Genomic DNA, 21,218 nt, shown 5'->3' on the forward strand with positions numbered 1-21,218 from the left:
CCGAGACTAGAACAACCCTCTACCAGGCCCTGCGTGCGGTTCAACGGGCGCGACGGATATAGAGCAACTTGTCGCCCGCCTCCAACGCGTCGACCTCCGGTTCGCCGACCCGGATCAGCTCCCCGGCCCGCACGACCCCGAGCACGATATCGCTGAGATGCCGCGGTGAACCGCCCACCTCCCCGGGCTCCACCTCGCGTTCGGCCACGGCGAACCCGTGTTCCGGGGTGAGCAGATCCTCCATCATCTCCACCACGGTCGGCGTGGTGGTGGCGATACCGAGCAGGCGCCCGGTGGTCTCCGACGACACCACCACCGAGTCGGCGCCGGACTGACGCAGCAGATGGATGTTCTCCGCCTCCCGGATCGAAGCGACGATCTTGGCGCGTTTGGTGAGTTCCCGCGCGGACAGGGTGACCAGGACGGCGGTGTCGTCACGGTTGGTGGCGACCACGACCGCGGAGGCGTTCTGCACACCCGCCAAGCGCAGCACATCGGACTGGGTGGCCGAACCGTGCACGGTGACCAGGCCCGCGGCGGCCGCCGCCGACAGTGCGTGCTCGTCGGTGTCCACCACCACGATATCGGCGGGCTGCCCCCCATCGCCGAGAATGGCATCGATCGCGGTACGGCCCTTGGTGCCGTAACCGATCACCACGGTGTGATTGCGCACGCTACGCCTCCAACGCTGGATCTTGAACGCCTGCCGGGACCGTTCGGTCAACACGGCCAGGGTGGTGCCGACGAGCACGATGAGGAACAGCACCCGCAGCGGGGTGATGACAAGGGCGGTCACCAACCGCGTGCCCGGGGTGACCGGGGCGATATCGCCGTACCCGGTGGTGGACAGCGACACCGTCGCGTAGTACATCGAGTCCAGGAACGACAGCTCGCTGTCGGAGTTGTTGTCCGCGTACCCGTCCCGCCCGATATAGACGATGACGCCCGCGATGAACAACAGGGAGATCGCGAACAGCACACGGCGGATGAGGGAAATCCACGGGCTGGACCGCGCTTCCGGAATGTGCAGGACTCCGACCAGCGCGAAATCCGGTCGCTTGGTCAGCCCACCGAGGCTGCGCGCACGGCCACTCAGATCAGTGAACACCGAACTCACCGACGACCTCCGCCGCCGCTACCGACCCCTCGGCCCACACCGATGGCCACTGCATCTCTCTCCGGCACAGCTGGAGAGCCTACCCGCTCGACCGGGCACGCGAGGGGTCGCGGCGTAGCGGCCGTACGGTGTTTAGGGTGGGCACATGACAGCTGCGTCGTCCACGGATTCCCTCGATACCGGCCGCGTGCCCGCGCTGCGACTGGCCGGTCTGCTGATCGCCACCGGGGTGCTGCATTTCCTGATGCCCAAGTTCTTCGACTCGATCGTGCCGCGGATGCTGCCCGGCCGGACACGCACCTACACCTATCTGTCCGGTGTGGCCGAACTGGGAGTCGGTGCGGCACTGGTGGTGCCGCACACCCGGCGTCTCGGCGGCCTGCTCGCGGCACTGCTGTTCGTCGCGGTGTTCCCGGCCAATATCCAGTACACCGTGGATACGGTGAGCAATCCGAAGGCGCCCCGGCCGTTGAAACTGATCTCGGTGCTGCGACTGCCGATGCAGCTGCCGCTGATCACGCAGGCGCTGACGGTGCGCCGCGGCTGAACGCTACCGCCGCCGAACCCGACACGGCCCGTTGCGTCCACGAGCGGCCTCGCCACCCCCTCCGCGGCCACGGCACCGCTGCTGCCTCCGGCGCGATGCTCGACCGCGGTATCCATCGGCGCTCTCGCCGCGCGCTCCGTGGCCGGCCGCGCTACCGCCTCCGTGGCGAACGCTCGCCCGCCGGGCTTTGGCCGGTTCCGCCGGAATGGGCCGCGGAATTGATGAGTTCCGCGAGCTCGGAGAGGCCCGGTAAGCGGTCCGGCGCAACGGTGCGCCCGGTGCGCACATAGTGGAATGCGGCGTCGATTCGGTCCAGCATCTCCTGTTCGCTCGCCCCGGTGCGGACGGCCATCAGCCGGGCCCAGGCCAGGCGGTACACCGCCAACTGCATGGCGACCGCGGGTTCGTCGGCGGGGCCCGGTTCGGCACCGGTCTTCCAGTCGACGACGGTCCAGCGACCGTCGGGTTCGGCGAACACCGCGTCCATCCGGCCGCGGATCACGGTGCCCGCGATGGTGGTTTCGAATGCCACCTCCACTTCGACAGGGCGGCGCGCGGCCCAGGGCGAGGACAGGAACGCATCCTGCATCCGGGACAGTTCGGCGTCCCCGGTGGAGCCCGTTCCGGCGTCGGCGGCGCCGGGGAGTTCGTCCAGGCCGGGCAGCTGGTCGGAGGCGAACCAGCGTTGCACCCACGCGTGGAACGCGGTGCCGCGGCGGGCCATCGGATTCGGCGGATACGGCAGGGGGCGGCGCAGGCGGGCGGCGAGTTTGCTGGGGTCGGCGCGCAGTTCGACCAGGGCGGTGGCGGGTAGTTGGGCGGGCAACTCCACCTCGCGCTCCGCCGCCGCACCGGCCCGATATTCGGCGAGCAGGGCGTCCACGTCGGCGGCCCAGCCGTCGGGATCGGCCGCCGGGTCCGGTTCGGCCGCCAGTTCGGTGTCGGCGGGGTGGTCCGCGAGACGGGCCATGGCGGCACGTACCAGGGCGGCGCCCTGTTCGATGGGGTCGCGGCGGTGCCCGAGCGGGTCGCGAGGCCAGTGCGCGGTGGTCGGATTGTCGGTGAACGGATTGGTGGCATCGGGGGCCGGCGGATCGGCCCACTGTGCTGTTTCGACGGCACCGTCGGATGTGTCGGCGGCCCGTTTCAGTTCGAGCAGGAAATCCGAGGGGCCCTTGGGCGAGGACCCGGTCTCGGCCCAATGGTGCGCCGAAACCAGCAGCACGCGTTCGGTTCTGGTGAGCGCGACATAGAACAGCCTGCGGTCCTCGTCGATCCGCCGGCGTTCCAGGGCCGTCTTGTGCGCTTTGACGGCCCGCTCCAGGTCCGCGCGGTCGTGGATATCGGACAGGCCCAGCACCGGAACACCCTCGGTGGAGTCGGCGGTGGCACGGTCACCGCGCAGCGCGGTCGGGAGTTCGGCGAGGGCGCCGAGCCAGGTACCCGCGCCGCGGCCGGACGGGAAGACATCGCGCACCACATGCGGTACCGCGACGACCTCCCATTCCAGTCCTTTCGCCGCGTGCACGGTCAGCACCTGCACCCGGTCGGCGGCGACCTCGACCTCACCCGGCTCGAGCCCGTTCTCCACCGACTCCGCGGCGGTGAGGAATGCCAGCAGACCGCCCAGCGATGCCCCGCCGTCGCCGGCATACCCGGCCACCACCTCGGCGAAGGCGTCCAGATGTTCGCGCCCGGCGCCGCTTCCGGAGACCGCTCGACGCGCCTGGGTTTCCACACCCACCCCGATGGTGCGCTCGACATCGGCGACGAGTTCGGTGAGCGGCTGCCCGCTGCGCTCCCGCAACGCCGCCAGCTCCCGTCCCAGAGCGACGATCCGACGATAGCCGGCCGCCGAATACCGCTGCGGCGGACCGGGGTCGGCGATGGCGTCGGCCAGTCCCGCCTGTTCGGCCGGTTCCGGGGCGACCTCACGCAAGGCGGCGGCGAGGGTCGCGCCGTCGGTGATATCGCCGATGGTCGCGGCTTCCCGTCCGATCGAGAGCTCCCGTGCCCGACGGGCGAGCGCGGCCAGATCCGCGATGCCGATTCGCCAACGGGCGCCGGTGAGCACCCGCACAGCGGCGCTGCCCGCGTGCGGTTCGGCGATCAAGCGCAGGGTGGCGACGATATCGGCGACCTCGGGGGTGGCCAGCAGACCGCCCAGGCCCACGATCTCCACCGGTAAACCCTCGGTGCGCAGGGCTTCGGCGAGGGCGGGCGCGTCGGCGTTGCGGCGGACCAGCACCGCCGAGGTGGGCGGAGCCTGGCCGGTCTCGCGGCGCACGGCCCATTCGGCCGCGATATGTTCGGCGATCAACCGGCGTTCGTCGGCGACCGTCTCGGTGAGCGCCAGCGCCACCGTGCCCGGTTGCGCATCGGGTTTGGCGCGCAACGGATCCACCGTGACACCGCCGCCCCGGGCGGTCTCCCGCAACGGTTCGACGATCATATTCGCCGACGCCAGCGCCTCCGGCGGATTGCGCCAACTGGTGAGCAACGGCAGGATCCGCGCGGGAACACCCGGGGCGCGGGGGAAATCGGTGGCGAACCGGGGCAGGTTCGCCGCCGACGCCCCGCGCCAGCCGTAGATCGACTGCATCGGGTCGCCGACGGCGGTCACCGCTGGGCGTCGAGACTCCCGGCGCCGGGCCGAGACCCCGCCGAACAGTGCGGCGAGCAGAATGCGCTGCGCGTGGCCGGTGTCCTGGTATTCGTCGAGCAGGACGAGCCGGAAACGCTCGCGTTCGGCGGCGCCCACCTCGGGGTGTTCGGCGGCCAGGCGCGCCGCCAGCGACATCTGGGATCCGAAGTCCAGTGCGCCGCGACGGCGCAGTGTCTCCGACAGCCGCCGCACCAACGGCAGCAGCGCCACCCGTTCGTGCTGTACCCGCAGCAGGTCCAGCAGCAGTCGGCTCGGTCCGCCGCGCTGCCGCGGGCCCGGGGGCAGGGTGTACACCAGCTTCTCCAGTTCGGTGTGCGCGTCGGCGAGCTGTTCCGGTTCCACCAGGTGTTCGGCGAGCTGACCCGACAGCGCGAGCACCGCCTCGGTGACCGAGACCGGGGTGCGGTCGGTGTCCAGATCGCCGTCCCAGCCGCACACCACCTGATGGGCCAGCTGCCACAGCTGGGTCTCGGTGAGCAGGGTCGCCGACGGCTCCACCGGCAGCAGCAGACCGTGTTCGGTCAGCAGTCGGCCCGCATACGAGTGATAGGTGCCGATCTCCGGCTCCGCGCCCGACAGCAGTGCGCGCAGCTCCCCGGAGGGGTCCAGTTCGCGCAGCAGCGCCGAACCCGCCAATCGGGCCAGGCGAGTTCGGATACGGACGGTCAACTGCTGGGCGGCCTTGCGGGTGAAGGTCAGGCCGAGAACCTCGTCCGGTGCCACCAGACGGTTGGCCACCATCCACACCACCCGGGCCGCCATGGTCTCGGTTTTGCCCGCGCCCGCCCCGGCCACCACCAGGGTCGGTTCGGGCGGTGCGGCGATGACCGCGGCCTGCTCCCCGGTCGGCGGGGGCAGCCCGAGCGCCTCGGCCAGCCGTTCCGGCGTCACCCGACGGCTCACTCGTCGGTCACCTGGCGTCCCGTGTCCTGGATGGGGCAACCGGCCCGAACGGCGCAATGCCGGCAGCCGTCGTTGCGCATGGCCAGGAAGCTGGGACCCTTCGTCGCGGCGGCGGCGGCGTGGATGGCGGCGCGCCAAGCGTTCAGGGCCTCGGCGTCCAGGGGCGGCTGGTCACGTTCGGTGGCGACACCGTGGGCGGTCGGTTTGGCGACGTACACCAGGCGCGCCCCGCCGGGGGCCCGGTCCGTGCCGGTCTCGTCCGGGTCGGCGGCGATACGGCCCGGGTCGTCGCGTTCGGCGGCGACCGTATCGTCCAGCGCACCATACGCGGCCGCCACCTGGTAGGTCGCCAGTTGGGCGTGTTCGGCGGCGGCGCCCTTGCCGACGACCGTCTTACCCGTTTTCACATCGACGATGACGAACCGGCCGAAGGCATCGCGTTCCAGCCGATCGATCCGACCGCGGATACGCACGGGCGGTTCCGAGTCGTCCCGGGCGGGCAGGACATGGTCCACCGGAACCTCCACCCCGGCCTGGGTGAGTTCACCGCGGGTGTTGTTCACCCAGGTCATGAAGGTGTCCAGCATTGCCTCGGCACGTCGCCGCTCCTGCCGCGAATACCAGCCGGCCCCGGGCTCGACGGCCTGCCAGGCCCGGCCCAGCGCCGCCCGCACCTGTGCGGGCGGGATCTTCCCGGCCAGCGCCTGCACCAGGGTGTGCACCAGATTGCCCTTGACCGCGTGCGGGTTGTGGCCGTCGGAACCGCCGTTGCGTTCCAGTGCCCAACGCAGTGGGCAGGTCTGCAGAAGTTCCACTGTGGAGGGCGATAGCGCGACCGGATCGTCGTCGTCCCAGAGTGGTTCGGTGGAGCTGAGTTCGGCGGTGCCGTACCAGTCGTCGGGGTCGGTGCCGGGTACTCCCGCGTGCGCGAGCCGGGCCAGTTGTTCCGCGGCGCGCATCCGACGGTCCGGGTCGGTGTCCGGATCGCAGACCACCCCGCGCAATTCGGCGATCAGTGCGTGCATGGCCAGGGCACGGCCCGGTTCGGCGACCGGGAGGGCGCCCGGTTCACCATCGTCGTCGTGGCCGAGCAGCTCGGCCAGGAAACGGGAGGGCACCAGGTCACGGTCGCCGGCCACCGATTCCACGGCGGTCACCAACAGCGACCGCCGGGCGCGACCGCACGCCACATACAGCAGCCGCCGCTCCTCGGCCAGGATCGGCGCGGCCCGGCTGACCGGTTCGTCGGTGTCGATGCCCGCGGCGAGATCCACCAGATCCTCGGTTTGCAGCAGGGTTCCGCGCGGGCGGGGATCGGGCCAGATCCCCTCCTGTACGCCCGCGACGGCGACGACCTCCCATTCACGCCCGGCCGCGGCATGCGCGCTGAGCAGGTCCACCGCGTCCTCCCGGCGGGTGGTCGGCATGCGGTCGTTCGGGATCTCCTGCTGTATCAGGTATTCGACGAACCCCTCGATACTCGCGCCGGGCAGGCGATCCACATAGGCTGCCGCGGCGTCGAACAGGGCCACCGCGGCATCGAGATCCCGGTCGGCCTGTTGACCTGCCGTCCCGCCGCGTTCGGACTGGGCGACCCAATGTCGTTCCAGCCGGGAACCGGTCCACAGCGCCCACAGCACGTCCTCGAGTCCGCCGCCGCGCCGCCGCACCCGGCGGGCACGCTCCAGGGCATCGCCGGCCCGGCGCAGCGGGGCGAACTCGACCTCGGTCAGACCGGCCGGAATACGCCGGTCCCCGATACCGAGGAGCAGGTCTCGCAGGATCTCGGCGGAGGACCGGTCGACCAATCCGGCAGAGGCCGCGGCGTTGTCATCGATGTACCGGGCGGAGTCGACATCGGGACGCCGCGCGGCACCGGGTTCGACCCCGTCCGGCCCGGCCGCATCCGGCTCGATACCGATCGGTGCGGAGGCGTCGGTCCGGGCGTCGTCGGATACCGCCGGCGCGACCGGTTCCGCATCGGAGAACCCGGCCGTGGCGTCGTCCTCCGAGCGCCCGCCGCGGTTCCGGGTGTCCGTGGGGTCGGAGAAACGGTTGGGGTCCGCCGGGTCCGGCGAGTTCACCCCGTCGACGGGGTCGACCGGTTCCGCGAGGTCGTCGGGGTAATCCGGAGGCAGACCATCCCACTCCCGGTCATCGGGGAACCAGTCCTCGTCGAGCCCGTACCAATCGGCGTCGTCGGCCAGCCGAGCGGCATCCGCGAAGGGGTCGAGGGTCGCGGACTCGCTCGGGGCGGGCCAGGCGTCGTCGGGGGGCGGCTTATCGTCGAACGGGTCCGGCAGGGGTGGCTCGTCGACCGGTTCGGGTGGCGGCTCGGGCCATTCCCCGACGAGGGACGGTTCGGGGCCCGGTTGCGGGGCCGCGGGCCCGGGCGCCGAGCGGGCCAGCTCCAGCGCGGTCCGGCGAATACCGCGACGCAGCCTGCGCAGGCTGATCTGGTCGGCGGAACCGAGCGGACCGGACAGCAGGTCCAGGGCATCGTCGGCGTCGAACAGCGCCGCCGTGGAACCGGGTCCGCGCGGTGCGGACTCTCCCGCGAGAATCGCGCGCAACGCCGACAGCATCCAGGCCGCGCCGCGCCGGCGGGCCAAGGGGGTGTCCGGCGCGGGTTGACGCACCGGTACTCCCGCCGCCGACAGTGCCCGGCGCAGCGGTGGCAGCAGCAATGGCACCGAGCGCACGATGACCGCCATTCGCGACCAGGGCACACCCTCGGTGAGATGCGCGCGCCGCAGATGGTCGGCGATCAGCGCGGCCTCCTTGGCGGGGCTGCCCAATACCCGCACCCGGACCTGCGCGCCGTCGTCATCGGGTGATGTGTCGGCATCCTCGTTGGGGCGCTGCGGCGCGGCCCCGGGCAGGCGCGCGGCGATCCGGGCGGCCGCGGTCCGCACCGCCGCGCCGCTTCGGTGGTTGTGCCGCAGGACGATCCGCTGCTCGGCGGGGGTGTCGAGTTCCGCCAGAAATCGGGAGTCGGCGCCACGGAAGGCGAAAATCCCCTGGTCGGGGTCGCCGGCGATCACCGTGGTGGCGGCCCCGGAGGCGAGGACGCGGACGAGCACGGCGGCCTGCGGGTCCAGATGCTGTGCGTCGTCGACCAGCAGGCAGCGCACCCGGGACCGTTCGGCGGCCAGCAGCTCGGGATCACCGGCCAGGGCGTCCAGCGCCGCGCCGACCAGTTCGGCCGCGTTCAGCGCGGGCGCCGACGCCTCCGGTGCTTCCACACCGACCGACCAGCGCAGCAGCATGGCCTGTTCGTAGCGGGTGGCGAAACGGCCGGCGGCGACCCATTCGGGCCGATCGTGTTCGCGGCCGAGCCGGATCAGATCTTCCGGGCCGATACCGCGTTCGGTGGCCCGCAACATCAGATCGCGCAGCTGATCGGCGAAACCGCTGAGTCCCAGCGCGGGCTTCAGCCGCGACGGCCACAGGTCGGTCGCGCCGGCGGCGATATCGGTGAGATCACCGCGCAGCATCTCGCGCAGGACCACGTCCTGTTCGGCACCGGTGAGCAACCGGGGCGGCGGATTCCCGTGGGTGGCGGCGTGCCGGCGCAGGACCGAGAACGCGTAGGAGTGCACGGTGCGGACCATCGGGTCGCGGGTGGCGCCGGGGATGTCGAGGTCGCTCGCCGCGCCGGCCTCGGTGTACCCGGAGCGCCGCGCCGCATGACCGAGCAGGTGTTCGGTGATTGCGTCACGCACCGCCACAGCCGCGGGTTTGGAGTGGGTGAGCAGCAGGACCGACTCCGGATCGGAGCCGGCGACGAGACGCGTAGCCGCCAGATCCACCAGCAGCGATGACTTACCGGTGCCCGGGCCGCCGAGCACCTGCCAGGGGCGCGGGTACCGGACCGGACCCACGGAATCGGACGGCGTGGCGGCGAACAGCGCGCGAACCTCAGGACCCCAGACGCGGGGCCGAGAAGCCGCCACGTTCCGGCGAACGAGTCGCACCGGGTTGTCCGAACGCACCACGAGGGCTATTCCAACAGACGGGGCCGACACCGCCGCAAGGGGCGGCATCGAGGGCCGGCACAGCCGGAGCAAACCCACCGCGGCGCGGTGGAACTCTCGCACCGGCCGGTCCGCCGCCGCGGACGGTCATGGGCACGGTCACAATGGGTGGGTGTCCGCACTGCATGTTCACCGTTTCGGTCCGGCGACCGGTCCCGCGATACTGGCGCTGCACGGCCTCACCGGGCACGGGAAACGCTGGCAGCCCCTTGCCGAACAGCTGCCCGATATCCGGATCATCGCCCCCGACCTGCGGGGACACGGCCGCTCCACGGCCCTGCCGCCCTGGGATTTCGAAACTGTCGCCGCGGACGTGCTGGCCGTGATTGCGGACGAGACCGACCAACCGGTGGTGCTGCTGGGACATTCCTTCGGCGGCGCCTGCGCGCTGCACCTGGCGCACCGGTATCCGCGGACGGCCCGCGCACTGGTACTACTCGATCCGGCGATCGCGGTGGATCCACGGCTGCTGCACGGTATCGCGGCGGCCGGTATGGAACGCCGCGGCTACGACAGTGTCGAACAGGCCCGCCAAGACAAATTGGAAACCGCCTGGGGCGATGTCGAACCGCGGCTGCTGCGGGCCGAACTCGACGAACATCTGATCCCCACCGCGGACGGCCGCTTCGACTGGCGGATGAGCCCACCGGCCGTCACCGCCTATTGGGGCCAACTGGCCCGGGATTCCGTCCTCCCACCGGCCGACCTGCCGACGGTGCTGGTACGGGCCGCGAAGACGAACCCGCCGTTCGTCACGCCCGAGTTCCGGGCCGCACTCGCCGAGCGGCTGGGCGAGCGGCTGACCGTACACGAATGGGACTGCGACCATATGGTCGCCCAGGCGCGTCCGGCCGAGACCGCGGCCCTGTTGCGCGCGGTGCTGCGAGATCTCCCCTGAACAGCGATGGTCACCACTGACGAACAGACCGAACTGGTACGCGCCCTGGTCGCGGCGATCCCACCGGGCCGGGTGGCCACCTACGGCGATATCGCCGCCGTGGCCGGACTGTCCACGCCGCGCACGGTGGGCTGGATCATGCGCACCGATGCCGGCGATCTGCCGTGGCATCGGGTGATCGGCGCCGGCGGGAAACCCGCGGCCCATATCGCCGACCGGCAGTTGCGGCTACTCGCGGACGAAGGTGTCCCGATTCGGGACGGTCGTGTCGATATGCGGGCGGCGCGCCATGTGTTCCCGACGATCCCGCCGGCCGACCGTCCCGGCCCCCACGAATTAGCATGACGGGTATGCCGAAGCCAGCGTTGGATTCCGCCCGGTGACCGCCGACGCCATCGTGCTCGCCGGTGGTCGCGCCAGTCGGATGGGCGGTGTCGACAAACCGGCCATTGTCATCGGCGGACGTTCCATGCTGGATGCCGCGCTGTCCGCCGCGGCCGGCTGCCAGCGGATCGTGGTGGTCGGACCGCACCGGCCGGAGCTTCCTCCCTCGATACTGCAGGCCCGCGAGGTCCCGCCCGGTTCGGGTCCGGTGGCGGCGATCGGCGCCGGACTGGGAGCCCTGGGCCCGGACACGGCGGCGCGGATCGTGGTGTTGGCCGCGGACCTGCCGTTTCTGAGCGAGTCGGCGATCGCCGAGCTGATGCGGCGGGGCATCGAATCGGGGGCGGACGCCGTTTTCGCCGCCGACGAGTCCGGACGGCCGCAGTACCTCATCGGGGTGTGGCGACGAACCGTCCTGGTGGAGCGGTTGCAGCTGTTGGAGGAGCTGATCAACCAGCCGATGAAGGCGCTGGTGCCCGACCATACGGTGATCGTGCCGCTGCCCGGGGTCGCCGATTGTGATACCGAGGATCAGGTGCATGCGGCGCGGACGGCTGCCGTCGGCAGCGGCAGCCCGGCCCGCGGTGGCGCCGCGTCGGCCCCGCGGGCCGGTGGGGAAGCGCTGTCACTGGATCGAGCGCGTGCCGTCCTCCGCGACGAGCTGTCCCGGCTCACCGAGTACCGCACCGATCTGTCCGAGGTGCGGGGCGCCGCGTTGGCCGCTCCGCTGACGGCGGCGGAGGCACTGCCGCGTTTCGACGTGACGGCCATGGACGGTTACGCGGTTGCCGGCGACGGGCCGTGGCAGCTGCGGGCCGATATCGGTTTCGCCGGTGGACAGCGGCCGGTGGGTCTGCTGCCCGGTGAGGCGGTGCGTATCGCGACCGGTGCGCATGTCCCCGACGGCACCACCCGGGTGGTGCGCGACGAGTCCGCCGAGGTCACCGAGGGACGGCTGTTCCCGGTGCCGGACAGCCCGCGGCGTTCGGACATTCGACGCCGCGGCGAGGACCTCGAACCCGGTGCGCCGGTCGCCGCGGCGGGCATGCCCGTTACGGCGGCGCTGGTCTCCGCGGCCGCCGCGGTGGAGGTGTCCGAGGCGCTGGTACGCGGACCGGTGCGGGCCCGCATCGTCATGACCGGCGACGAAATCCGCAGCGTCGGCCCGCTGCAGGTCGGCCAGACCCGGGACTCCATCGGTCCGATCCTTCCCGATCTGCTGGCCGTCCACGGGGTGCGGACGTTGGACCGGGCACATCTGCGCGATACGCCGCACGGTTTCGACGAGGTATTGGCCGGCGCCGGGGATTGCGATCTGCTGGTCGTCGTCGGCGCCACCGGCTCCGGTGCCGCCGATCAGCTGCGCGCCGCGCTGGAGCGCGCCGAGGCCCGGATACTCGTCCACCGGTTGCGGCTGCGGCCGGGCGGATCCACCGTTGTGGCCGAATTACCTTCCGCTACAACGGTTATCGGCCTGCCCGGAAATCCGTACGCGGCCGTCGCCACGCTCTTGGCGCTGGCATCGTCCATTGTCGAGGGACGCACCGGGGCCATGGTGTCGCGCCGGCCGCACGGTCCCCTGCACAATGCGGGTGAGATCGCCGGTCCGGTGCCCCGGATCGTTCCGGCGCGCTATGCGGGAGACGGGCATCCCTCGAGCGGCTGGATCGGCGATGCGGACGTCCGCACCGCCCACCTCGGCGGTCTGGTCGATCGCGACGGGCTGGTCGTCGTCCCGAGCGACGCCGCAGACGGCGCGCTCGTGGAGTTCATTCCGCTCCCGCGCTGAGCATGTTCATCGCTCGGGGCAGGGACCTGCTCTCGTGCGTACCGCTCCCGTTGCCGGTCGCGCTCACCGCATTCGGGTCAGATAACCAGGATTTTGGAGGAACCCGGCGACACGGCGCCCTATTCGGCCTTCGGTAGGTGGTGGCCAGTGTTCGCCCAACCGCCTCGGTGACGAGGGTGCTCGCTACGGTTGTCGCCGATGTCATAGAACGGGTGCGGAGCAACAGGGTTCGCGTAGCGGTGTTGTCCAACTCCTGACGAACCGTAACCACCGTGCCTCGGATCGGGCGGCCGGTTCCGGTGTGGCTGCCCAACCGGTCATCGGTCGTGACGTACGGCGCGGTCGGAAGGGTATCGAGGTCTGTTTTCACCCCCGACGTCGATACCCTTCTCCCGTCGAAAACCCGAGCGCCCACATCGCGCGGCCGGACCGGCAATCGCTCACCCACACCTTTGGGTGGTGCGACTGCATCGATCAGTTGTCAGGTCGTGGGATCTCGATGCCGGGCGGAAGCTTCTGTGCGCGTGCGGCTTCCAGTCGCTCGCGGTCGGCCGGGCTCATCGCCGCGAAGGCATCCGCGCGCCGTTTCGCCAAGACCGCACGTTCTTCCGCGCCCAACTGTCGTGCGTATTCTTCGCGATGCCGCGTCAGCCGGGCGAATTCCTCGAGGGTCAATGGTCGGTTCATGGTGATCGTCTCCTCTATCAATCGCAGGAACTGCGATGTCGATGGCTCGACCGCGTGATCGAGCTCATCGAGCACACCGAGCAGGCGGTCGCGCAGTCCGGTCGCCCTGGCGATGCGTTCGCCGAGCACCGTCAGCTGCTGCCGTATCAGGTCCCGCGGGTCCTGGTCAGGTTCGGCGCGCAGCAGAGCGGCGATATCCTCCAGCGGAAACCCGAAGCCCCGCAACGTCACGATGCGATGCAACCGCTCGACATCGGCGCGGGTGTAGCAGCGATGCCCGCCCGAGGTCCGCGACGACGGCATCAGCAGCCCGAGCCGGTCGTAGTGGTGCAGCGCCCGCACCGTCACGCCGGTTTCTCGGGCCAATTCCCCGACCCGCCACACCCGTTCGACCAACGCGCCCTCCTCTCGATGTGCACCGCTCACATTAGAATCTGACGTATCGTCAGGTTCAAGTGTGAATTCGTTCACACCCCCACGCGGCGACCGAGCGCTCCGCCGACCAATAGGATTACCCGTCCAGTGTTGCGCGTTCGAGTTTCTCGTCAGGGCCGGCGTTACGGGGTGACGGGCACATCCCAGGCGCGGGCAATGGCTCTTCCAATTCCTGGGAAGCGATCACGCCGCCAGAGCAAGCGAATCGGCTACCATTCTTCGTCATCTGCCCGCCCCGGGCCCATCGAGTTCGAGGTAGTTCGATGTTCAGCGCAGTTCGACGTGTCCGAGTCCACCTGTGCGCATTCGCCGCCGTGGTGCTGGCGACCGGTGTCACCGCGACCCTCGGCCCGGCCGCGCACGCCACCCAATCCGTCACGGTGTATCCCGGCATGGAGATCCGGAACACCGAATACAAGGACGGGGAGGCGATCATCTCCCGCTGCACGGTCGGGCTCACCGGTTCGGTGGGCAACGCTCACTACGCCGTCACCGCCGGCCACTGCTACCGGTCGGGCATCATCACCGACGCGCAGGGCAACCCGGTGGGCTGGTACGAATCCCAACGTCCCGACGAGGAAATGGAATTCGGGTTCGCCCTGCTGCGCCTCTACGACAATATCGGCGTCTCCGCCTCCATGGGACAGTTCGGCATCTCCTCGGTGGACACCAAACCCCGGGTCGGACAGGAGGTCTGCAAGGTGGGCGCCACCACCGGCTGGGGTTGCGGCAAGATCACCGAGGTCGACGACGACTACTTCTACGTCGGCAAGGAGCTGGGCGCCGAAGGCGGGGATTCCGGTGCCGTGGTATACCGGCAGACCTCCGACGGGCACGCCGCCTTCGTCGGCATTCTCGCCGCCTACGACGGTGCCCAGGACCACAGCGCGGTGGTGGAGCCGGCCAAACGCCTCTTCGGCCAGATCCGCCGCTACGGCCCGACCCGCGAGAACCCCTTCGTCTGGTACCGGGTCTGATCAGGGACACACCCGCTTCGTGTGGCACCCTCCGCGCGGGCTGAAACCGGCCAGAAGCAGTGCGGATCATCCTGTCGGTACACCCGGGCGCAAGTGCCCGGGCGGTCGGCGCGACGGCCGGCGGACCGGTGTCGAGACCGTCGGTGATCTCAGCGCACCTCGACGCGGCCGAGCTCGCGCACGGCGGCCCGGTAGCGATCGGCGATCAGACGGACGATGGCCGGGTGTACGCCGATCGGATCGGCGACCGCGGTGGCGCCCGCGGTGTGCAGGCGTTCCTGGAACAACCCGTACGCCAACAGATAGGAGGCGATGAATACTCGTTCACGGCCCGAATCGCGGAGCGCGCGCACCACGTCCGGAACGCGCGGCGCGCCGGTCGTGATATAGGCGGTGTGCACCGGGGCGGCCAGATACGCGGTCAGCATGGCGGCGGCGCGACGGACATCGGCGCGGGCACGTGGATCCGAGGAACCGGCCGCGGCGAAGATCACCGCGTCGCCGGGCCGCCAACCGGCCGCGTGCAGCCGCATCGCCATGATGCGGGCCAGCGCCGGATGAGGGCCCATGGCGGGCGTCACCGTGGCCGACGGATGGCCACTGTCGGCTACCTCGCGCGGTACGTCCCGGTAGACGTGATAGCCCGAGGCCAAAAACGCCGGCACGACGACGGCGGGCACCGCCGCGGTCTCGGCGAGGCCGCGCAGCACCTCCCCCGGTGATGGGCCGAGCACATCGACGAACGCGGTACGCACCCCGCCGTGGTGTCCGTTCCCGTCCGCGGCGAGGTCCCGCGCGACCGCCTCGGCCAGCGCGGCGATCATCCGCACGCCCTTCCCGCGCCGGGTACCGTGCGCCACCAGGACCAGGCCGGGCTCGGTACGGGTGTTCACCGGTTCACCACCGCCCGGAGGGCACCCGCGGCCGGGGAGGCGACCACGGTGCCGGACAACCGGGATTCGGCGTTGTTGTCGGCGCATTCGGCCGGGTCGATGGCCAGCCGGTAGCCGCGTTTGACCACCGTCTGGATCGCCTTGGGGGTGCCGAGACCGGTCCGCAGCCGGGCGATCGCGGTCTCCACCGCATGGGTGTCGTCACCGCCGCCGGGCAGGGTCGCCAGGAGATCCTCCCGCGACACCACCCGACCCGGATACCGCGAAAGGGCACGCATGAGCGCCATCGGGGCCGGCGCCAACTGCCGGACACAACCGTCCACCACCACACACCCCCCGCGCACGCTGATGATGTGTCCGGCGGCATGAATCCGGTTCGCCCGGCGCGGCAGTTCCTCGGCGACATGTCGGGCCAGGGCGCCCAGCCGGGCTCGTCCCGGCATGGTGGTGCGGACGCCGAGTTCCTCCAGCGGCGCGGCGGTAATCTGTCCCACGCAGGCGGGCAGCACCCGGGTGCGCAGCGCGTGCAGCAGGCCTTCGAGCAGCCCGGTTTCCTTGGCGCGCATCAGCATCGACGCCACGGCGGGGGCACTGGTGAATGTCACGCAATCGATACCGCCGGCGACGATCGCCTCGATGAGCTGGTCCATCGGTCCGCGGTCCGGCGGCGGTGTCCACCGGTACACCGGCACCGGGACCACATCGGCGCCGGCCGAACGCAGTACCTCGCAGAAATCGGGCAGCGGTTCCCATTCGGTGGTGGCACCATGCAGTTGGACCGCGATACGCACCCCTTCCACACCCATGTCGAGCAGATGGTCGAGGACCTCCGCCGACGACTCCGAGGCCGGTGACCATTCCTCCCGCAGTTCCGCGGCCCGGATCGCGCCCTTGGCCTTGGGGCCGCGGGCCAGCAGTCGGGTGCTCGACAGGGCAGAGCGCAGCCGGTCGGCGAGTCCCCAGCCCTCGGCCGCCTCCATCCAGCCGCGGAACCCGATACCGGTGGTGGCCACGACGAGCCGCGGTGGGTCGGCGATCAGTGTCCGCGTCACCCGCTCCAGTTCGGTGTCGTCGGCCAGCGGGATGATCCGGATGGCGGGTGCCGACATAACCGCCGCACCCCGCCGGGTGAGCAGCGTCGTAAATTCCTCGGCCCGCCGTGCGGCAGTGACACCGATGGTGAAACCGGCCAGTTGGGCGTCCGAATTCGACGTCGTCATATCTATCGCTCGTTTCCGGTGTCGACGGGTTTGTTCGACACCGAGACCACCCCGTCGTCCACGCGCACCGCGTACACCGGCAGCGCGGCCGATCCGTCGTCCAGACAACGGCCGTCGGGCAGCGAGAACACCTGCTTCAGCAGCGGTGACACCACCACCGGCACACCGCCGCGGTCGCCGACGATACCGCGCGACATCACGGCCGCCCGACCGAACGGGTCGATATTGCCCACAGCGTAGAGCGAACCGTCGGACAGTAGGAACAGTGCGGCCTGGCGCCCGCCCCGCAGCAGCACGGCCACGCCCCGGCCCGGGATCAGGTAGGCCAGCCGGCACGCCTGGGTCCATTCGGTAGTGTCGACGGCGACGCCTCGGCTATCGATCACGGTCATCGGTGTTCTCCTCCACACGCCTCGTTCATTGGTACCGGCGTCCTGTTTCCTGGCGGTTAAGTGGTCATTTCCCGGGCGTAGCGGAAGGAGTGACTTCCGGCATACCCAGCAGCACCGGGACCTTGCGCTCTCCGCTCTCGTCGAAGGCGATGGTCGGATCGGTCTCGGCCGGTGCGTTGACGAAGGAGACGAACCGCGACAGCTTCTCCTCGTCGTCCAGCACCGCGGCCCATTCGTCCCGGTAGCCGGCGACGTGCTCGGCCATGGCCTCTTCCAGTTCGGCGGCGATACCGAGGCTGTCCTCGCAGACCACTTCGCGGATGTAGTCGATACCGAGGTCCTCCTGCCACGGCGCGGTGCGCTGCAGCCGGTCCGCGGTGCGGATGTAGAACATCAGGTAGCGGTCGATATAGGAGACCAGGGTCCGGTCGTCGAGGTCACCCGCCAGCAGTACCGCGTGCTTGGGAGTGAGACCTCCGTTACCGCCGACGTAGAGATTCCAGCCGCTCTCGGTGGCGATGACGCCCACATCCTTGCCGCGGGCCTCGGCGCATTCGCGGGCGCAGCCGGATACGGCCAGCTTCAGCTTGTGCGGTGAGCGCAGGCCCCGATAGCGCTTCTCCAGCAGCACGGCCATACCGACCGAATCCTGCTGACCGTAGCGACACCAGGTGGAACCGACGCAGCTTTTCACGGTGCGCAGCGCTTTGCCGTAGGCGTGCCCGGATTCCATACCGGCGTCGACCAATCGTTTCCAGATCGCCGGCAGCTGCTCGACCCGGGCACCGAACAGGTCGATGCGCTGACCGCCGGTGATCTTGGTGTAGAGGCCGAATTCCTTGGCGACCTCGCCGATCACGATCAGCTGCTCCGGGGTGACCTCGCCGCCGGGCATCCGCGGCACCACCGAATAGGTGCCGTTCTTCTGCAGGTTGGCCAGGAAATGGTCGTTGGTGTCCTGCAGCGCGGCCTGTTCGCCGTCGAGGATGTGGTCGCTCGAGGTGGAGGCCAGGATCGACGCCACGACCGGTTTGCAGATATCGCAGCCGGTTCCCCTGCCGTACTTGGTGATCAGCTCGGAGAAGGTGCGGATATGGGTGGCCTGCACGATCTGGAACAGTTCGGCGCGGGTCTGCGCGAAGTGCTCGCACAGCGCCTTGGACACCTCGACGCCGGACTGTTCGAGGATCTTCTCGAGCATCGGCACACAGCCGCCGCAGGAGGTGCCGGCGCCGGTGCAGCTCTTGATGGCCGGCACATCGCAGGCGCCGTCTTCGATGGCGCCGCGGATGGTGCCCTTGCCGACATCGTTGCAGGAGCAGATCTGGGCGTCGTCGGGCAGTGCGTCGGCACCGAGTTCGGCCCCGGCCGGGGAGATCAGCGAGGCCGGGTCGGCGGGCAGTGGGCGGCCGACCAGCGGGCGCAGCGCCGAATAGGCGCTCGCGTCGCCGACCAGGATGCCGCCGAGCAGGGTCTTCGCGTCGTCGGAGACGACCAGCTTGGCGTAGGTGCCTTTGGCGGCGTCGTGCAGGACGACCGACAGGGCACCCGCGGTGGTGCCGTGCGCGTCGCCGAAGGAGGCCACGTCCACGCCGAGCAGCTTCAGTTTGGTGGACATATCCGCACCGAGGAACTCGCCGCAGCCGCCGAGCAGCCGGTCGGCCACGATCTCGGCGGTGGTGTAGCCGGGGGCGACCAGGCCGTAGCAGGTGCCTTCCACGGCCGCGCATTCGCCGACGGCGTAGATATTCGGGTCCGAGGTGGTCATTCCCAGGTCGGTGACGACACCGCCGCGTGGGCCGATTTCCAGGCCCGCGTCACGTGCGATCCGGTCACGCGGGCGGATACCGGCGGAGAACACCACCAGCGCGGCGTCGATCACGGTGTCGTCGGAGAGGGTGACCTTCAGTCGGTCGGCGGGGCCGTGCTCGCCGGCCCGCTCGATCGAGGAGGTACCCACCCCGGTGTGCACCCGCAATCCCAGATCGGTGACGAGGCGTTCGAGGATCGCACCCCCGCCCTCGTCCACCTGGGCGGGCATCAGCCGGTCGTTGTACTCCACGACATGCGGGGTCAGGCCCAGCAGCCGCAGCGCGTTGGCCGCTTCCAGCCCGAGCAGGCCGCCCCCGACGACCACACCGTGCGCGCCGGGCCCGGCGACCTGCGCCGCGGCCCGGATACCGTCCAGATCGTCGACGGTGCGGTAGACGAAACATTCGGGGCTGTCATGGCCCGGCACGGGCGGCACGAAGGGATACGAGCCGGTGGCCAGCACCAGGGTGTCGTAACCGAGGATGTCACCGGCGGAAGTGGTGACCTTACGGGCGTCCCGGTCGATCACGGCGGCGCTCTCCCCCAGCCGCAGCTCCACCAGATCGTCTCCGGTGTACTCGTTGCCGGGCAACGCCAGCGCCGTGGCGTCCCAGGCGCCGACATAGGACGACAGGCCGACGCGGTCGTAGGCGGGCAGCTTCTCCTCACTCAGGATGACAATCTGCCACCGGCCGGCCTCGTCCCGGGACCGCAGGGCCTCCACGAACCGGTGCCCGACCATACCGTGACCGGCGACCACCACTGTTCTGCGCTGTGCGGGTGTCGTGTTCATGACAGTCCTTCCGTGGGAATTCGGGTCAGGCGCGCGCCGACGAGTGGGCGGACCGGATGGATGTATCGGCTTCGGCTCGACGGACCAGGACCTCGGCCTCGGAGACGACCTCGCGCTCGGATGTCGGGGCACCGGGCCGGCGCAGGAAGACCGCCCAGGTGACGAGGGCGCAGGCGATGTAGAACGCCATGAACACCCAGAAGGCGGTGGTGGCGGATCGGGTGGAGGCGTACGAGGAACGCAGCACCATGTTGATGGCGAATCCGCCGACCGCGCCGATGGCGCCGACAATGCCGATGAGCGCGCTCGAGGTGCTCTGCGACCAGGCCGCCCGCTCGGCGGAACCGATATCCAGGCCCCGGGATTTCGCCTCGAAGATCGAGGGGATGATCTTGGTGACCGAACCGTTGCCCAGGCCCGACAGCGCGAACAGCGCGATGAAGCCCACGACCAGCGCCGCCATGACGGCACCCGACGGGCCGCTGTCGGACCGGTCACCGAGGGTCGAGGCGATCGCGACGACCAGGGCAGCGGCCATCATCGCGCCGAAGACGGCCAGGGTGACCCGGCCACCGCCGATCCGGTCGGCGAGTTTGCCGCCGTAGGGGCGGACCAGCGATCCGAGCAGCGGACCGATGAAGGCGAGCTGCGCGGCGTGCAGGGTGGCCTGGGCCGGGGTGTCGCCGCCGGCGACGAAACCGATCTGCAACACCTGCGCGAAGGCGAAGCCGTAGCCGATGAACGAACCGAAGGTGCCGATGTAGAGGAATGCCACCGCCCACGACTGGGACACCTTCAGTGCGGTGACCATGGCGGACATATCGGCCTGCCGGTTGGGCAGATTGTCCATGAACAGCGCGGCGCCGAGTCCGGTGAGAACGACCAGTACCAGATAGAGGGCGCAGATGACGGTGGCGTACTCGTCGCCGAGGGTGGCGATGACCAACAGACCGACCAGCTGGATCACCGGCACGCCGATATTGCCGCCGCCCGCGTTCACACCCAGGGCCCAGCCTTTGAGTCGCTGCGGGTAGAAGGCGTTGATATTGGCCATCGACGAGGCGAAGTTGCCACCGCCGACACCGGCGAAGGCCGCGACCACCAGATACGTGGTGTAGGAGGTGTCGGGCCGATTCACGAAATATAGCGTCAGCAGCGCGGGCACCAGCAGTAGGGCGGCGCTGAACACGGTCCAGTTGCGACCACCGAACTTGGCGGTGGCGACGGTGTAGGGGATTCGCAGCACGGCGCCGACCAGGGTCGGCACGGCCACCAGGAAGAACTTGCCCGCGGCGTCGATACCGTACTTCTCGGTGGGCATGAACAGCACCATCACCGACCAGATCGACCAGATCGAGAAGCCGATGTGCTCGGCGATCACCGACCAGATCAGATTGCGGGTGGCGACCTTCTTGCCGCCGGCCTCCCAGGCCACGACATCTTCGGCGTCCCAGTGCTCGAGCCTCGGACGGACAACTGTCCGGAGCAGTATCTTCCACCGGTTCGGCGTCTGCGTGCTCAACAGGCCTCCCAACATGCGGTTGACCCCAAGGTAGGAAATGGGTATTGCCGTAATGCTGCGACAAATGACGGGAGAGTCAACGGTTGCTCACCCGAATACGTCCGCGCGGGTGAGATCCGGGCGTATGTTTCACGGATGTGACGTCGC

The 21,218-nt window shown here is 70.1% G+C and carries 14 protein-coding genes; 5 read left to right on the forward strand and 9 right to left on the reverse strand.

Translation table 11 applies throughout. The features are described from left to right. Positions 1-40 precede the first annotated feature (40 nt). Positions 41-1,108 carry a potassium channel family protein gene (locus tag ON20_RS19425; protein WP_086009031.1) on the reverse strand — a complete coding sequence of 356 codons (1,068 nt, stop codon included), beginning with the start codon at positions 1,106-1,108 and terminating at the stop codon, positions 41-43. 154 nt (positions 1,109-1,262) lie between these two features. On the opposite strand from ON20_RS19425, the gene ON20_RS19430 reads away from it, so the two are divergent. Next, positions 1,263-1,664, forward strand: a complete 402-nt coding sequence (locus ON20_RS19430) for a DoxX family protein (RefSeq protein ID WP_040837434.1) — start codon at positions 1,263-1,265, stop codon at positions 1,662-1,664. A gap of 151 nt (positions 1,665-1,815) precedes the next feature. Here the strand turns inward: ON20_RS19430 and ON20_RS19435 are convergent, their stop codons facing one another. Beyond that, the gene (locus ON20_RS19435; protein WP_040837435.1) at positions 1,816-5,232 is read right to left on the reverse strand and encodes an ATP-dependent helicase; all 3,417 of its coding nucleotides are present in this window, start codon (positions 5,230-5,232) and stop codon (positions 1,816-1,818) included. Beyond that, positions 5,229-9,278, reverse strand: coding sequence for a PD-(D/E)XK nuclease family protein (locus ON20_RS19440; protein ID WP_083865095.1), 4,050 nt, complete (start codon positions 9,276-9,278; stop codon positions 5,229-5,231). Before ON20_RS19440 ends, ON20_RS19435 begins: the two co-directional genes overlap by 4 nt. A 103-nt stretch (positions 9,279-9,381) precedes the next feature. Between ON20_RS19440 and ON20_RS19445 the strand changes: the two genes are divergently transcribed. From ON20_RS19445 to ON20_RS19455, 3 genes are all read left to right on the forward strand, one after another. After that, the gene (locus ON20_RS19445) at positions 9,382-10,167 is read left to right on the forward strand and encodes an alpha/beta fold hydrolase (protein ID WP_040837437.1); all 786 of its coding nucleotides are present in this window, start codon (positions 9,382-9,384) and stop codon (positions 10,165-10,167) included. A gap of 6 nt (positions 10,168-10,173) precedes the next feature. Next, on the forward strand, positions 10,174-10,512 hold the full coding sequence (locus ON20_RS19450; protein WP_040837439.1) for an MGMT family protein: 339 nt from the start codon (positions 10,174-10,176) through the stop codon (positions 10,510-10,512). A gap of 79 nt (positions 10,513-10,591) precedes the next feature. Further along, entirely contained in the window at positions 10,592-12,340 is a 1,749-nt protein-coding gene (locus ON20_RS19455; protein ID WP_083865096.1) for an NTP transferase domain-containing protein, read from the forward strand. A gap of 474 nt (positions 12,341-12,814) precedes the next feature. On the opposite strand, the gene ON20_RS19460 is transcribed toward ON20_RS19455, so the two are convergent. Further along, positions 12,815-13,453 carry a MerR family transcriptional regulator gene (locus ON20_RS19460; RefSeq protein ID WP_245547328.1) on the reverse strand — a complete coding sequence of 213 codons (639 nt, stop codon included), beginning with the start codon at positions 13,451-13,453 and terminating at the stop codon, positions 12,815-12,817. A 272-nt stretch (positions 13,454-13,725) separates the two neighbouring features. On the opposite strand from ON20_RS19460, the gene ON20_RS33290 reads away from it, so the two are divergent. Then, on the forward strand, positions 13,726-14,439 hold the full coding sequence (locus ON20_RS33290) for a chymotrypsin family serine protease (RefSeq protein ID WP_051162863.1): 714 nt from the start codon (positions 13,726-13,728) through the stop codon (positions 14,437-14,439). Positions 14,440-14,588: 149 nt separating this feature from the next. Here the strand turns inward: ON20_RS33290 and ON20_RS19470 are convergent, their stop codons facing one another. The 5 genes from ON20_RS19470 to ON20_RS19490 all read right to left on the reverse strand — a co-directional run bounded on the left by ON20_RS19470 (position 14,589) and on the right by ON20_RS19490 (position 21,071). Further along, positions 14,589-15,332: a sirohydrochlorin chelatase gene (locus ON20_RS19470; RefSeq protein ID WP_040837443.1), complete on the reverse strand. Its 744-nt coding sequence runs from the start codon at positions 15,330-15,332 to the stop codon at positions 14,589-14,591. Then, positions 15,329-16,552: a uroporphyrinogen-III synthase gene (locus ON20_RS19475; RefSeq protein WP_051162864.1), complete on the reverse strand. Its 1,224-nt coding sequence runs from the start codon at positions 16,550-16,552 to the stop codon at positions 15,329-15,331. The genes ON20_RS19470 and ON20_RS19475 overlap by 4 nt, the downstream gene beginning before the upstream one ends. A 2-nt stretch (positions 16,553-16,554) precedes the next feature. Next, the gene (gene nirD, locus ON20_RS19480) at positions 16,555-16,944 is read right to left on the reverse strand and encodes a nitrite reductase small subunit NirD (protein ID WP_040837444.1); all 390 of its coding nucleotides are present in this window, start codon (positions 16,942-16,944) and stop codon (positions 16,555-16,557) included. Positions 16,945-17,008: 64 nt separating this feature from the next. Continuing rightward, positions 17,009-19,549 (reverse strand): nitrite reductase large subunit NirB, encoded by a 2,541-nt coding sequence (gene nirB / locus ON20_RS19485; protein ID WP_040837446.1) that lies wholly within the window; start codon positions 19,547-19,549, stop codon positions 17,009-17,011. Between the two features lie 25 nt (positions 19,550-19,574). Further along, on the reverse strand, positions 19,575-21,071 hold the full coding sequence (locus ON20_RS19490) for a nitrate/nitrite transporter (RefSeq protein WP_438803424.1): 1,497 nt from the start codon (positions 21,069-21,071) through the stop codon (positions 19,575-19,577). Between the last annotated feature and the right edge of the window lie 147 nt (positions 21,072-21,218).

The organism is Nocardia brevicatena NBRC 12119 (assembly GCF_000308495.1).
In the GTDB taxonomy this organism is placed as follows: domain Bacteria; phylum Actinomycetota; class Actinomycetes; order Mycobacteriales; family Mycobacteriaceae; genus Nocardia; species Nocardia brevicatena.

Bases quoted from the DNA above. Each gene is read 5' to 3' on its own strand.
- nirB (WP_040837446.1), bottom strand. From the start codon at position 19,549: ATGAACACGACACCCGCACAGCGCAGAACAGTGGTGGTCGCCGGTCAC.
- nirD (WP_040837444.1), bottom strand. From the start codon at position 16,944: ATGACCGTGATCGATAGCCGAGGCGTCGCCGTCGACACTACCGAATGG.
- ON20_RS19450 (WP_040837439.1), top strand. From the start codon at position 10,174: ATGGTCACCACTGACGAACAGACCGAACTGGTACGCGCCCTGGTCGCG.
- ON20_RS19475 (WP_051162864.1), bottom strand. From the start codon at position 16,552: ATGACGACGTCGAATTCGGACGCCCAACTGGCCGGTTTCACCATCGGT.
- ON20_RS33290 (WP_051162863.1), top strand. From the start codon at position 13,726: ATGTTCAGCGCAGTTCGACGTGTCCGAGTCCACCTGTGCGCATTCGCC.
- ON20_RS19440 (WP_083865095.1), bottom strand. From the start codon at position 9,278: ATGCCGCCCCTTGCGGCGGTGTCGGCCCCGTCTGTTGGAATAGCCCTC.
- ON20_RS19455 (WP_083865096.1), top strand. From the start codon at position 10,592: ATGGGCGGTGTCGACAAACCGGCCATTGTCATCGGCGGACGTTCCATG.
- ON20_RS19430 (WP_040837434.1), top strand. From the start codon at position 1,263: ATGACAGCTGCGTCGTCCACGGATTCCCTCGATACCGGCCGCGTGCCC.